The sequence below is a fragment of the Streptomyces nodosus genome (assembly GCF_008704995.1).
GTDB lineage: Bacteria > Actinomycetota > Actinomycetes > Streptomycetales > Streptomycetaceae > Streptomyces > Streptomyces nodosus.
In genome coordinates, this window is record NZ_CP023747.1 from 906,036 (window position 1) to 919,773 (window position 13,738).

At 71.0% G+C, this 13,738-nt stretch carries 13 protein-coding genes; 7 read left to right on the forward strand and 6 right to left on the reverse strand.

Annotated elements, in window-relative coordinates; translation table 11 throughout:
- Nucleotides 1-168: 168 nt before the first annotated feature.
- Together CP978_RS04040 and CP978_RS04045 are read left to right on the forward strand one after the other, a co-directional pair.
- A complete protein-coding gene (locus CP978_RS04040) occupies nt 169-852 on the forward strand; it encodes a dienelactone hydrolase family protein (protein WP_052454520.1) in 684 nt (227 codons plus the stop codon).
- 208 nt (nt 853-1,060) lie between these two features.
- Nucleotides 1,061-1,498 (forward strand): SPW repeat protein, encoded by a 438-nt coding sequence (locus CP978_RS04045; protein ID WP_227745311.1) that lies wholly within the window; start codon nt 1,061-1,063, stop codon nt 1,496-1,498.
- A 112-nt stretch (nt 1,499-1,610) separates the two neighbouring features.
- On the opposite strand, the gene CP978_RS04050 is transcribed toward CP978_RS04045, so the two are convergent.
- A complete protein-coding gene (locus CP978_RS04050) occupies nt 1,611-2,777 on the reverse strand; it encodes an MGDG synthase family glycosyltransferase (RefSeq protein WP_079161996.1) in 1,167 nt (388 codons plus the stop codon).
- Nucleotides 2,778-3,147: 370 nt separating this feature from the next.
- Between CP978_RS04050 and CP978_RS04055 the strand changes: the two genes are divergently transcribed.
- The 3 genes from CP978_RS04055 (at nt 3,148) to CP978_RS04065 (ending at nt 5,721) form a co-directional block, all read left to right on the forward strand.
- Entirely contained in the window at nt 3,148-3,957 is an 810-nt protein-coding gene (locus CP978_RS04055; protein WP_052454010.1) for an SDR family NAD(P)-dependent oxidoreductase, read from the forward strand.
- 7 nt (nt 3,958-3,964) lie between these two features.
- Complete coding sequence (locus CP978_RS04060; protein ID WP_043437568.1) at nt 3,965-4,891, forward strand: DMT family transporter; 927 nt, start codon at nt 3,965-3,967, stop codon at nt 4,889-4,891.
- A 104-nt stretch (nt 4,892-4,995) separates the two neighbouring features.
- Entirely contained in the window at nt 4,996-5,721 is a 726-nt protein-coding gene (locus CP978_RS04065) for a polysaccharide deacetylase family protein (protein WP_052454522.1), read from the forward strand.
- 30 nt (nt 5,722-5,751) lie between these two features.
- On the opposite strand, the gene CP978_RS04070 is transcribed toward CP978_RS04065, so the two are convergent.
- The 3 genes from CP978_RS04070 to ctaD form a co-directional block, all read right to left on the reverse strand.
- Nucleotides 5,752-6,237, reverse strand: a complete 486-nt coding sequence (locus CP978_RS04070; protein ID WP_158508320.1) for a DUF4232 domain-containing protein — start codon at nt 6,235-6,237, stop codon at nt 5,752-5,754.
- A gap of 170 nt (nt 6,238-6,407) precedes the next feature.
- The gene (locus tag CP978_RS04075) at nt 6,408-6,974 is read right to left on the reverse strand and encodes a hypothetical protein (protein ID WP_063839039.1); all 567 of its coding nucleotides are present in this window, start codon (nt 6,972-6,974) and stop codon (nt 6,408-6,410) included.
- A 3-nt stretch (nt 6,975-6,977) separates the two neighbouring features.
- Complete coding sequence (ctaD, locus tag CP978_RS04080) at nt 6,978-8,621, reverse strand: aa3-type cytochrome oxidase subunit I (RefSeq protein ID WP_227745312.1); 1,644 nt, start codon at nt 8,619-8,621, stop codon at nt 6,978-6,980.
- A 549-nt stretch (nt 8,622-9,170) separates the two neighbouring features.
- Here ctaD and CP978_RS04085 point away from each other — a divergent pair.
- A complete protein-coding gene (locus CP978_RS04085; RefSeq protein ID WP_043437572.1) occupies nt 9,171-10,184 on the forward strand; it encodes a LysR family transcriptional regulator in 1,014 nt (337 codons plus the stop codon).
- A gap of 15 nt (nt 10,185-10,199) precedes the next feature.
- Here the strand turns inward: CP978_RS04085 and CP978_RS04090 are convergent, their stop codons facing one another.
- Both CP978_RS04090 and CP978_RS04095 read right to left on the reverse strand, forming a co-directional pair.
- Nucleotides 10,200-11,468: an MFS transporter gene (locus tag CP978_RS04090; protein ID WP_043437574.1), complete on the reverse strand. Its 1,269-nt coding sequence runs from the start codon at nt 11,466-11,468 to the stop codon at nt 10,200-10,202.
- Nucleotides 11,465-12,094 (reverse strand): isochorismatase family protein, encoded by a 630-nt coding sequence (locus CP978_RS04095; RefSeq protein WP_052454012.1) that lies wholly within the window; start codon nt 12,092-12,094, stop codon nt 11,465-11,467. The genes CP978_RS04090 and CP978_RS04095 overlap by 4 nt, the downstream gene beginning before the upstream one ends.
- A 187-nt stretch (nt 12,095-12,281) precedes the next feature.
- On the opposite strand from CP978_RS04095, the gene zwf reads away from it, so the two are divergent.
- On the forward strand, nt 12,282-13,658 hold the full coding sequence (zwf, locus tag CP978_RS04100) for a glucose-6-phosphate dehydrogenase (protein ID WP_043437576.1): 1,377 nt from the start codon (nt 12,282-12,284) through the stop codon (nt 13,656-13,658).
- Nucleotides 13,659-13,738: the final 80 nt, after the last annotated feature.

A 13,738-nucleotide genomic window follows, 5' to 3' on the forward strand; every position in this document is an offset into this window, starting at 1 on the left:
CCCTGCGATGCTCGGCCGGGCGGGCTCTCCGAGGAGTCTCGACCGCCACATGAGTGAGACGAGGGTCAAGCTCCACCTGAGCGTTACCGCGCGGCAGCCCGCGTGGGCCGGCGCACCGTGGGTACCCGCTGAAGCCGGATATCCGACAGCGGCGGGGAGATGAACGAGATGATCTCCGAGTTGGTGATGGTGCCCACCCGGGAAGCGGTGCTCACGGGTGACCTGGTGGTGCCCGGACAGGTGCCGGCGGTGGTGCTCTTCGCACACGGCAGCGGCAGCTCCCGGCTCAGCGTCCGCAACCGCGCGGTCGCGGCCGAACTGCACAAGATGGGGCTGGGAACCTTGCTGCTGGACCTCCTGACCGAGCGTGAGGAGCGTGTGGACGCCACCACGGCCGAACACCGCTTCGACATCCCCCTGCTGAGCAGACGCCTGGACGGGGCCCTGGACTGGCTGGCGCGGGAGCCCGACACCAGCGGACTGCCGACGGGACTGTTCGGAGCCAGTACCGGGGCGGCCGCGGCACTGGCGACCGCGGCCGAACATCCGGAGAAGGTGTACGCGGTGGTCTCCCGGGGTGGCCGGCCGGATCTGGCGGGCGACGACCTGGCGCGGGTGACGGCCCCGGTCCTGCTGATCGTCGGGGGCAACGACGAAGTGGTCCTGGATCTCAACCGGGAGGCCGCCGACCGGCTGCCTTCGCCGCACGAGATCTGTGTGATACCGGAGGCCACCCATCTGTTCCCCGAGCCCGGAGCCCTGGAGCAGGTGGCTGAGGCCGCAGGCCGCTGGTTCCTGACGCATCTGGAGGGGCGAGCCCCCGAAGGGCGACGGACCGGCACGACACCCTGACCCCAAAATGTCCTGAACATGTGAATAAACCCCCCATAAGGGGGAATTTTCTGCCATAGGGAAATATCCTGGGAGCAACCTCCTCACGCACCTCCAGAGAGGGGAGACGAGAGCCATGTCGTATCCGCAGCAGTCCGGTGGAATGACCAGTGGGACGAGCGGGACCAGCGGAATGGCCGGGACCGGCGGGATGACCGGTGCCGGTGGAATGAGCACGCATCCAGAGCTGGCGGAGATGCGGGAACGGCTCGAACGGACGGCCTCCAGCAAGCCGGCGATCCTCATCGAGGGGCTGATCCTCCTGGCGGGTGTCTACGCCGCGATATCGCCCTGGATCGTGCACTTCCACACGGGTTCACCGAACATCACGGCCAGCAATCTGATCGTGGGAATCGCTGTCGCCCTGATCGGGCTCGCGCTCACCATGGCACCGGGACGCATGTTCCGGCTGGCCTGGGTGGTCGTGCCGCTCGGTCTGTGGCTGCTGATCTCCCCGTGGGTGGCCACGGTGACCCACACCGCGAGCGCGGGCACCATCTGGAACAACTGCGTGATAGGAGCGATCACCGCGCTGCTGGGTCTGGCCGCGATGGGGCTGACCGTCGGGATGAGGCGGCGCCAGCACCACCACCATCACCCGCGGTGAGTCCACGGTTGACGGTTCCATGAGCGACGTGTCGTACCTGCGGCGGTCCGCTGGTACGACACGCCTCTACCGGGGGCCCGGCACACCGGGCCCCCGGTTCGTCCGGGACGGTTCAACCGGCGGACGCGTCGACGAACTCCAGCAGCCGCGTAAGGACATCGCCCCGGAAGAGTGACCGGCCGTGGGCCACCCGGCGTTCCCGGGCGGGGCCAGCCATGGTGAGCCGGTCCAGCGCACCGAGCAGACCGGCCTCGTCGTCGGCGAGTTCCGAGAGACCGAGTGCGGCCATCCGGCGTACCCCGTCCGCCCCGTGCCCCGGCAGCGGCCGGTACCCCACCAGCGGAAGCCCCGCGGCCAGGGCCTGTACGGCCGTCTGCCCCGCGGCGTTGTCCACCAGGGCCCCGGACGTCCGCAGCAGAGCGGGCATGTCGTCGACCCACCCCAGGGCGAGCACGCCCGGTACGCGGGACAGCCGGCGCCGGAGCCGCTCGTTGCGACCGCACAGCACGGCCGGGAGGAACCCGTGCCCGGCCAGCAGCCCGGCGGTGGCGGGAAGGCGGGAACCGACCCCCCAGGCCCCCGCGGCCAGCAGCACCGGCGTACGCCCGGCGGCGTATGCGGTGAAGTGCGGTGACCACGGGGACGGCACGGGCGGGGCGGACACCTCGGGTTCCAGGGGCCGCGCCGGCCCTGTGGGCACCACGGGCGGCACCGTCGGCATCGGCACCACGGGCGGCACCGTCGGCATCGGCGCCGCGGCGGCGAAGAACTCCGGGGACACCAGCGGGCCGGTCGTCTCGGCGGGCGTCGCGATCTCCTGGCGCACCGCGGCGGCGGCCTCGTCCGTGACGCAGAGATAACCGTCGTTCCCCTGGTGCAGCCACTGCCGGTGCACGGCGAAGTCGATCAGGAAGACGACGCTGGGCACCGTGAGCCTGCCGCTGGCCCTGAGGTGTCCGGTCAGTTGTGCGGCGAGATGGAAGACGGGGACCACCACATCCGCGCCGGTGCGGTCCGCCAGTTCCGTCAGGCGGTCGCCTGCGAGGCGGGCCAGCGGGACACCGCTCGGGCGGCGGCCCGGCCCGCGCCGCAGCAGGGTGCGGTACAGGACGTCGTACGCCCAGGGGAAGTGCCGTACCGAGGCCCGGTAGCAGCGCCGCAGATCCGCGCCCAGGCCGTGCGGCAGCAGTCGGAGGACGTCGACGAGGTGCGCCTCATGGCCCTGCCCCCGGGCGCGGCGGGCGAGTTCCCCCGCCACCGTGTCGTGCCCGGATCCCATGCTGGCGCTGACGATCAGCAGTCGCCGAGGCCTCCTCAGGGGCCCGGGGCCCGCCGCCTCAGCCATGGCGTACGGGGGTGACGGCGGGCGGAGCCGACGACCCGGTCCCGTCGGCGGGGCGGCGCCGCTCACCCGGCTGACGGAACGGGGTGGTCATGGCCGCTCGTCGCTCGCGTCGCCGGTCGTCGCAACCCAGGGGAAAATGCACACATCGATACCGATTGTCCCCTGTCATGCTGTCCCAAACGCTCGCTCCGAGGCCGGAGTGTGACGGGCGGGGCACTCCCGGTCCGCCGTTCCGGCGGCCCCGGGAGCAGCAACCGTCCGCCCGTCACTCCGGTGTTCACCGTCGCCGCCGAGGTCAGCCGCCATGTCTCAAGCCCCGTCCCGTTCCGTCCCCGGCTTCTTCCTGGACCAGCCGCCCCCGGTGGTGCACCGGGGTACGGCACTGGTGACCGGTGCCTCCTCCGGCATCGGGGCCGCAGTCACCCGCCGGCTGACCGCCGAGGGCGGGTGGCGGATGGTGCTCAACGGCCGCGACGCGACCCGGCTGTCCCGAGTGGCGGCGCAGGCGTCCGCCACCGTCTTCCCCTCGGACCACACCCGGCCCGGCGCCCACCGGCAACTGGCCGAGTTCGCCCTCGGCCATCTGGGCCGGGTGGACCTGTTGGTGGCCTGTGCCGGGATCGGCTGGGCCGGTGACTTCAGCGCCATGCCGGAACCCGCCATCGACGAGGTGATCGATGTCGATGTGCTCGCCACGATGCATCTGGTACGGCAGCTGCTCCCCCATATGGTCGAAGCCGGCTCCGGGCGGGTGGTGATCGTCGGATCCTTCGCAGGCACCGTCGGGGTGCGCGGCGAGGCCGTCTACTCCGGCGCCAAGGCGGCGCTGGGCGCCTTCGCCGATGCGCTGCGCTATGAACTGCGCGGCACCGGTGTGGGAGTCAGCCATGTGGTCCCCGGTGTGGTGGACACCCCCTTCTTCGAACGCCGCGGAGCCCCCTATCGGCGCTCCAGGCCCAGGCCGGTGCCGCCCGAGCGGGTGGCGGAGGCCGTCTGGTGCGCGGTCTCCCGCGGCCGGGACGAGGTCTTCGTCCCCGGCTGGCTGCGGTTTCCCGCCTGGGTACGGGGCACGACGCCCGCCCTGTACCGGCGGCTCGCCGCCCGGTTCGGATGAGTGACGGGTGAACCCTCTGACCATGGCGCTGGCCCTGCTCGCGGCGCTGTCCAACGCGGCGGCCTCGGTGCTCCAGCGGCGGGCCGCGACGGACGAGCCGGAGGGCGGGCGCGGGATGCGCCAGGCGATACGGTGGCTGGCCGGTGTGCTACGGCGACCGCACTGGCTGGCGGGTGCCGGTTTCCTCGCCCTGTCCACCGCGCTGCAGGCGTCCGCGCTGGCCCTGGGTAGTCTGTCCGTCGTCCAGCCGCTGCTGGTGACCGAGCTGCTCTTCACCCTGGCCGTCGGCAGCGTGGTCTTCCACCGCCGTCCGGACCGCCGCACCTGGCTGGCGTTCATGGCCCTGGCCGTGGGGCTCGCGCTCTTCCTGGGCGGGGCCGATCCCTCACCCGGCCGGTCCACCGCCGCACCGGGGCGCTGGCTCCTCACGGGAGTGTCGTTGCTGGGCGCGGTGGTCCTGCTCGTCGCCGTGTCCCGACCGGTCAGGGGGGCGCCGCGCGCCGCGTTGCTGGGGATGGCGTCCGCCGTGTCGTTCGCCGCCACGGCCGCCCTGCTCAAGGAGGTCACGGGGCGGGTGGCGCGCGATCCGGGCACCGTGCTGGCGCAGTGGCCGCCGTATGCCACGGTCGGCGCCGGAGCGATCGCCTTCCTGCTGTTGCAGAGCGCGCTGCGGGCCGGGACGCTGACGGCCTCCCAGCCCGCCCTCACCCTCGGCGACGCGCTGACCAGCGTGGTGCTGGGGGCGGTGCTGTTCGAGGAGCAGATCGCCCTCGGGGTGCGGGTGCTGCCGGAGGTGACCGGGGTCGTACTCATCGGGGTGGGAAGCATCGGGCTGGCCAACGCCCCGTCCGTGCGCGGCGCCTGGGACTCGGCGTCGTCGACGCACAACGGGGCGGACCCGGGATCCCCGGAGCCGGCGCCGCAGAGGCCCTGAGCCCGGGGCGCCGGGACCGGGTACGGAGCCCCTGACAGGAAGAGGTGGAAGTCCGCGTGTCCCTTTCCCCCGTCCGTTACGGTCGCTCCCCGGCCTGGCGCGCGATGACGGTGCTGGCGCCGTTCGCCACCGTGGCGGCCCTGCACATCGGCCCGGCCGTCACCTGGCTTCCGGGGCTGCGGCGCGGTGTCCTGCCCGGGCTGGCCGGCACCGGCCACCCCCGGCATGTCGCCCTCACCTTCGACGACGGCCCCGATCCCGCATCGACCCCGCACTTTCTGGACGCACTGGACGGTCTCGGGGTGCGGGCGACCTTCTTTCTGCTGGGGGAGAGTGTCGTCCGCCATCCGGCGCTGACCCGGGCGATCGCGGAGCGCGGGCACGAACTCGCGGTGCACGGCTGGAGACATGACCGCCCCTGGCTGCCCCGCCCCGCCCGGGACCGGGCGGAGGTGGTGCGGGCCGCCCGGGTGGTGGGCGAGGTCTCGGGCAGCCGGCCGCGGTGGTACCGCCCGCCGTACGGGATCCTCACCTCCGGCCGCTGGGCGGCCGCCCGGACGGCGGGACTGCGGCCCGTGCTGTGGACGGCCTGGGGCAGGGACTGGACCGCCGACGCCTCGCCCGCCTCCGTACGTGCCGTGATCGGGACGGAGCTGCGCGGCGGGGGCACGCTGCTGCTGCACGACAGCGACCGGACCTCGGCCCCCGGCTGCTGGCGTGCCGCGCTCGGGGCCCTGCCCGATGTGGTCCTCGGGCTGCGCGAGGCCGGGCTGTCCGTGGGTCCGCTCGCGGAGCACGGAACCGGGGTCCGGCGGGGAGCCCCCCGATGAACAGGCGCCGCTCCCCCTCGGTCGGACGGCCTACGGTGTGCTCTGCACGGGGTTGACCTGGAAGGCCCCGCAGACGCGCAGCCGGTGGGGGACGAGGACGGCCTCCCGGTTGCCCGGCGGATAGACCCGCAGATAGGTCGAGGTCGCCCGGCAACGGTCGACGATGCTCGGATCGTTGGTGCGGACGGCGGCGTAGACACTCCCGGCCGGATGGACGAGCACGGTGGTCACGGAGTGCGGGCCGGCACTCGCCGCGGCTCCGATCTGCCGGTGCCGCGAGTCCAGGACGCTCACCCCCGGATAGCCGCGCAGCGCGCAGCTGCGGGCCGAGGTGTTGGTGAACCGGATCGGGTGGAAGAACGATCCCGCACCGCCCGTCACCTGACCGACGGACAGGGACAGATCGGCCGTCCGGCAGGTCGGGGCCGCCGCCTGGGCCTGTACCGCTCCGGTCCCCGAGGCCGTGGCGGCGAGGAGGGCGGCGACGACGGCCGCCCGTCTGTGGACAGGGGACATGAGGCCCGCCTCCATGACCGTCTCGCACCGGCGCTCCGCGGGGTCGCGGAGCGCGTTCGTTCCAGGTCGACGGTACGGCGCGGGCGACGGCGCGGCATCCCGACGTGCCGTCGGCGGCAGCGGGTGCCGCGATTCCCGGGCCGGTGAGGGATCCGACCCGGGAACCACCCCTAGCGCGGGGTCCTGAGATGGCCCGCCGCCCGTCGGCGGGCCATCGATGTGCGGGTGAATGCCAGGGTGAGGAAGCCGGCGACGACCGCCGCGGGGACGGCCGCGACCGTCCACCGGTGCGGGTCGTCCTCGGATCCGGCGGCCAGCAGCAGGGTCGCGGTGGCCAGGGCGACGGCCAGACCGGCGCCGAGTATGGCGGCCACGGCGTACGGGAACCGGCCCCCGGCCCCTGCGGTCCCGGGCGTGTCCTCGGTCAGGCTCGCCCAGTGGCGGGCGGCCTCCCGCTGCTCGTTCCTGCGCTGGGCCCCGGCCCGGGTGCGGAAGGCGGCCGTGAGGAAGGCACCCGTGACGGCCAGGACGGCGGACGGCCGCCATGAGTCCGCCACCAGCAGCAGGACCGCGACGACCGCGGCGGTGGCCCAGCCGGTGAGGCAGGCCGTCGCCGAGCTGCGGCGGGAGAGGGGACGGTCGGCGCCGGCCCGCAGATCGGCGACGGCCGGCAGGTACCAGACGGAGCCGGACGCGGTCACCACGCTGACGCCCAGGGCCAGGACTGCGTGCGCCACGGTCTACCTCGAGGTCTCGAGCGCGGCGATCTCGGGGTGGTGCAGGTCGAAGGCCGGGGACTCGGACCTGATCCGCGGCAGCTTCTCGAAGTTGTGCCGCGGCGGCGGGCAGGAGGTGGCCCACTCCAGGGAACGGCCGTAGCCCCAGGGGTCGTCGACCTCGACCTTCTTGCCGTACTTGGCGGTCTTCCAGACGTTGTAGAAGAACGGCAGCAGCGACAGGCCGAGCAGGAACGACCCGATCGTGGACAGGGTGTTCAGGGCGGTGAAGCCGTCGGAGGCCAGGTAGTCGGCGTACCGGCGGGGCATGCCCTCGACGCCGAGCCAGTGCTGGACCAGGAAGGTGAGGTGAAAGCCGACCGTCAGCGTCCAGAAGGTCATCTTGCCCAGGCGCTCGTCGAGCATCTTGCCGGTGAACTTGGGCCACCAGAAGTGGAATCCGGCGAACATCGCGTAGACCACCGTGCCGAAGATCGTGTAGTGGAAGTGCGCGACGACGAAGTAGGAGTCGGAGATGTGGAAGTCCAGCGGCGGTGAGGCCAGGATGACGCCGGTCAGTCCGCCGAAGACGAAGGTGACCAGGAAGCCGACGGTCCACAGCATCGGGGTCTCGAAGGACAGTGAGCCCTTCCACATGGTGCCGATCCAGTTGAAGAACTTCACCCCGGTGGGCACCGCGATCAGGAAGGTCATGAAGGAGAAGAACGGCAGCAGCACGCCGCCCGTGACATACATGTGGTGCGCCCACACCGTCACCGAGAGGCCCGCGATCGCGATCGTCGCACCGATCAGGCCCATGTAGCCGAACATCGGCTTGCGGCTGAAGACCGGGATGACCTCGGAGACGATGCCGAAGAACGGCAGCGCCAGGATGTAGACCTCCGGATGGCCGAAGAACCAGAAGAGGTGCTGCCAGAGCAGCGCCCCGCCGTTGGCCGCGTCGAATATGTGGCTGCCGAACTTGCGGTCCATCTCCAGCGCGAACAGCGCGGCGGCGAGGACGGGGAACACCAGGAGGACCAGCAGCGCGGTCAGCAGCACGTTCCAGACGAAGATCGGCATCCGGAACATCGTCATGCCGGGGGCACGCATACAGACGATGGTGGTGATGAAGTTGACCGCGCCGAGGATCGAACCGAAGCCGGACAGGGCCACGCCCATGATCCACAGGTCGGCGCCGAGGCTCGGCGAGTGGACCGCGTCGGACAGCGGGGCGTAGAGGAACCAGCCGAAGTCGGCGGCGCCACCCGGAGTGAGGAAGCCGAAGGCGGCGATCATCGAGCCGAACAGGAAGAGCCAGTAGGCCAGCATGTTCAGGCGCGGGAAGGCGACGTCGGGGGCGCCGATCTGCAGCGGCATGATCCAGTTGGCGAAGCCGGTGAACAGGGGCATCGCGAACATCAGCAGCATGATCGAGCCATGCATGGTGAACGCCTGGTTGAACTGCTCGTTCGACATGATCTGCAGGCCCGGACGGGCCAGCTCGGCGCGCATCAGCAGCGCCAGCACGCCGCCGACGATGAAGAAGACGAACGCGGTGACCAGATAGAGCGTGCCGATCTTCTTGTGGTCGGTGGTCGTCAGCCACTCCACCCACGAGGGCCTGCTCTGCGTCCGCCCGGCCGGCCCCGGTTCCTCGTGGACCACGGGGCCTGTCCGCGTGCTCTCCACGCTTGTCGCTTGCGTTGTCTGCGCCTCGTCCACCGGACGGTGTCCCTTCCCAGCTGTTCATGGAGCCGACGGGCCGGGAAGTGCCGTGAGTGCGGGAACGGACGCGGCGCTTCCCGGCCGCCGCCACATGATCGCCAAAGGGGTACCGGGTGCGGATAGGGCCGACCAGTCCCCGGGGCCGGACCGGGCGGGGGCCGAACGGCCCTCTGTGCCCCGGGGCCCCGACAGGGCGTCCGGTTTCGCCGGAAAGGGCGTTTTCGCAGGGCGGGGCGGACCGTGGGTATATCGCCAGGGGGCCGACCGCGGCACGCGGCATGAACGGCGCATCCCGCACCTTGATCACCGAACGCGTCGGTTCTCAAGGTCAACTTTAGCGTGAGGCTTCACTCCGACGGGTGAAGACGAGCGGGGCCCCGGATGCCCGAGCGCCCCGGAATTCCGCTGTCCGAGCAGGTCACAAGGGCTCCCTCAGGCAGTAGGGTCCGACTCGTTCGACCCTTTCTCGTGACCGGAAGCGGGGCAGCCATGGACCTCGAGGCCCTTCGCTCCTTCCTGGCCGTGGCCAAGCACCGGAGCATCTCCAAGGCCGCCGCCGCCCTCTATGTCACCCAGCCCACCATGAGCCAGCGGTTGCGCCGCCTGGAGGAGAGCCTCGGCTTCGCACTGTTCCGACGGGGCTGGACCGGTGTGGTGCTGACGCCCCAGGGCGCCTACTTCCTGCCGTACGCCGCCCAGCTGATGCGGGACCTGTCGAACGCCTCGGCGGTCCTCGGCAGCAAGGACGCCGCCAGGCCGCGGAGCTTCGCCGAGGTGGCCGGGCATCCGCACAAGGTCGTGTTCGGGGTGGACAACTGGCTGCCCGAGCGGGCGGTGCGGGCCGTGGTGAGCAGTGCGCTGACCGGCTACGGGGCCGACGAGTTCCGGGTCACCAGCCGCCCGGCCACCACCGTGATCGACCTGCTGGAGCTCAACCAGCTCGACGCCGGGCTCTTCTACTCCACCGAGCCGGCCCATCCGTTCCCCACGGAGGTCATCGGCACCGAGGACATGGCGCTCGTCCATCCGCCGGGGACGGCCCTGGAGGAGACCAGCGCCCCGGCACTGAAGGAGCTGCTCTCCCGCCACCGGTTCGTCCTCTTCGACAACCCGGTGCTGACCCACCATGCGCGGATCACCACCACACTGATCGAGACCTATGAGATCTCCCGTTTCCATGTGGTGGACGACTACCGGACCATGCGTGCGCTGATCCGTCTGGGCGAGTGCATCACGGTGGTTCCGGCCGGTGTCGTCCTCGACGACGCGGGACGGCACGGCTCGAACCTTTCCTTCACCCCGCTGCCCGGGCTGCTTCCGGAGATCAGCGTCATCGTGGGGGTCAGTGACGCCGGCCGGGACCACGGGGTGACCGAGGCGTTCGCCGGGTCGGTCGCCGGGTTCCTCCACGACGACCGGCCCGGATCCGGAGACGCCCGCCCCTGCGCGCATCGCCCGGTCCGGGCCGATCCCGGGTGCCTCCCGGGGCCGGGGACCTGCTGACGGGTCCCCGCGACGTCAGGCGCCGGCGGTCGCCGTGACGGCGGTGTCCTCCCGGCCGGCGCGTCCGGTCTTCCTGGGGGCCGTCTCCTGGAGGAAGGACGCGGCCCCCACACAGAGCAGCAGTCCGCCCAGCGCCAGATAGAGCACGGTGTGGATGCCGTGGTGCTGGGCCAGATATCCGGCGACGGACGGGGCGACACCGCCGCCGAAGATCTCCGCGATGCCCATGACGGTTCCCGCGGCGGCGGCCATCAGGCCGGCGGGGACGGACTCCACGGTCACGGTTCCGGCGAGCAGGGCCAGACAGCCGTTGGCGCCGAAGGCGACGAAGAACAGCAGCAGGAACAGCAGTGGCACCACCGGCCCCTGCAGGATGAAGCCGATCAGCATGCCCATCGCCATCAGCAGGGCGACGACGATCACGGGTCTGCGCCCGAACCGGTCGGAGAGGCCGGGAATGGCCAACTGCCCCGCGAAGGCGCCGAAACCGATACCGGAGGCGATGACCCCCATCTGGGAGGTCCCGATGCCCTGATGGTCGACCAGATAGCTCGGCACCATGGCACTCAGCACGAAGATGCAGGTCATCGCGCCGCACAGGGCGACGATGGCCAGCCGGATGTTCCGGTAGCGGAAGAGGTCGAGCCAGCGGGTCCCGCCCTCGGGGGTGGCGGCGACGGCTGAGGTGAAGGCCGGCAGCTGACGGGGCTCGCGAATGGTCCGCAGCACCAGATAGCCCAGGACCAGGCCGGGCAGCAGCATGATCCCGAAGACCCAGTGCCAGCTCGGCAGGACCCGCAGCAGCTGGGTGGCGATGATGGGGCCGAGACCGATGCCGAACAGGGCGAAGGTGCTCTGCTGCATCCCCATGTTCAGTCCGCGGCGCTCGGGCCGCGAGGCCTCCGCCGTCGCGGCCACCGCGGTCGGGGTGAACGCGCCCTCGGTGACCCCCATGACGATCCGCACCATCAGCAGACCGACCAGTCCGCCGACGAAACCGGTCAGCAGCGAGCAGACCGAGAAGAGGACGATCGAGCCGACCAGTATTCTGCGCCGCCCCAGCCGGTCGGAGAGACCGCCGATGAGAAGGGAGGAACACCCCCAGGCCAGCCCGAGAACACCGATGATGTTGCCCAAGTCCTGGTAGTCGAGGCCCAGTTCCTTCATCATCGAGGGAAAGAGCGGGCTGATGATCCAGCGGTCGAGGCCGACGAGGCCGAATCCCAGAGACAACAGCAGTACCGCGGAACGCTCGTAGCGGACGTCGTACTCTTTCGGTGTCATGCCGCTCTTCCTTCCCGGCCCTCATGGATCTCCGCGACCAGTTCCCTGGTGGTGAGCACCCGGCCGAAGAATGTGCCGATGGTGTTCTCGGTGGCTCTTTGCGCCTCGTCGCTGCGTGCTCCGGTGGCGTCCGAGACAAAAGCAACCTTGAAGTCGCGCATATACGCCCCGCGTGCGGTGGAGTCGCAGCAGACCTCGGTGAGGGTGCCGATGACGATCACCGTGTCCACCTGGCGAAGGCCCGATATGCTGGTGAGCACGTTCTCCAACTGTGTGTTGTGGAACGCGTCGTAGCGGTGTTTCTGGATGACGACGTCGTCGGGCTCCGGCCGCAGGTCGTCCACGACCTGCGAACCGGACGTCCCCTTGCGCAGGCCGGCGCTCAAGAGCGCCGGATTGTAGGCGGATTCCAACGGGGACACATCGAAGGCGTCCAGCAGAATATGCCTGGTGTAGACGACCGGAATCTCGGACGCCCGGCATTCGGCAATGACTTCCTGCATCGCGGGCAGCCGTCGGCGCGCCATCGGCACTTCCATCGGATACCCTTCGAGAACGAAGTCGTTCTGCATGTCGATGACGAGCAGTGCTGCGTTCTGCGGATTCACGCGCCACTTCGCGTTCAACGGGTGGTCTCCTCTTGCGTTTCGGGAAAGCGGGAGGCCCGGATCTTGACCGGAGGATTGGGCGAGAGCCTAACCGTGAAACGTGTTCCGCCAGGCATAGGAATTCTTTATACCGTCGTGGGGTGGCGGGGAGCGCCTGAGGCCGGATCAGCTGGGTGCCGGCGGGGCGGGCACAGGAGGGTCAGCGATGACGACACGGCGCATGGACGCACTGGTGATCTTCGGCGCGACCGGTGACCTGGCGAAACTCGAGACCTTTCCGGCCCTGGTGGCTCTGGTGCGGCGCGGGGTGCTCGATGTCCCCGTGGTGGGTGTGGCGAAGACGGGCTGGAGTCTGGAGCAGTTCCGTGCGTACGCGGAGGCGTCCCTCACCCTCAACGGGCTGGATCCCCGGTCGCCCGCGGCGGTCGAGTTGCTCGGTCTGCTGCGCTATGTGGACGGCGATCTCGACGAGGACGCCACCTACACGGCGATGTCCAGGGCGATGGGCGGGGGCGGGTGCGGCCTGTTCTATCTGGAGGTGCCGCCCTCGCTGTTCGGGCGGATCGCCCAGGGGATCGCCGCCGTGGGACGGGCCGGGAACGCCCGCATCATGGTCGAGAAGCCCTTCGGCCACGATCTGGAGAGCGCACGCCGGCTCGACGCCACGCTGCACAGGTCCTTTCCCGAGGACGCGATCTACCGTGTGGACCACTGGCTCGGGCTGGACCCCGTGGAGAACGTCCTCTTCGCGCGCTTCGCCAACTCGGTGCTCGAGCCGCTGCTGAACCGCACCCATGTGGAGAGCATCCAGATCACCATGGCGGAGGCCTTCGACGTCTCCGACCGGGGCCGGTTCTACGATCGCACCGGGGCCGTACGCGATGTGCTCCAGAACCATATGCTCCAGGTGCTGGCCACCGTCATGGCCGATCCGCCCTCCGGTCGGGGGCCGGGATCCTGGCAGGACACCAAGGCCGAGGTCCTCTCCTCGTTGCGGCCGCTGACCGCGAAGGACATCGTGCGCGGCCAGTACGAGGGCTATCGCGAGGTCGCCGGGGTGGATCCCCGGTCGACGGCCGAGACCTTCGCCGCGGTCCGGCTGGCCGCCGACTCCTGGCGCTGGGCCGATGTGCCGATCCTCATCCGCGCCGGGAAATGCCTTCCGGTGACCGCCACCGAGGTCGCCGTCCGCTTCCGGCGTCCCCCGCACGACGTGTTCGGGCTCGGGCCGGTGACCGCCGCCAATATGCTCCGGTTCCGGGTGTGGCCCGAGACCCAGGTGTCCTTGACCCTCACCGGGAAGAAGCCCGGCGAGGGCTGGCAGGCCCAGCGCGAGGAGCTGTCCTTCAGCCGGCTTCCGGGCTCGGACATGCGCCCCTACGACCGGCTCATCGGCGCGGCGCTGGACGGCGACCGCCGGCTGTTCGCCCGGCAGGACACGGTGGAGGCGGCCTGGCGCGTCGTCGACCCCGTGCTGGGCGATGTCGTCCCCGCCCACCCCTATCCCAGGGGTTCCTGGGGCCCGAAGGAGGCCGACGCCCTGCTCCCGGCCGGGGACGACTGGCACGACCCGGCCCGCTGAGCGGCGGCCCCGGGCGGGCGGGCATCGGCGCCCGTGTGCCCGGCGACGTCCGGTCCCGGTGCACCGCGGCGCGCACGTAC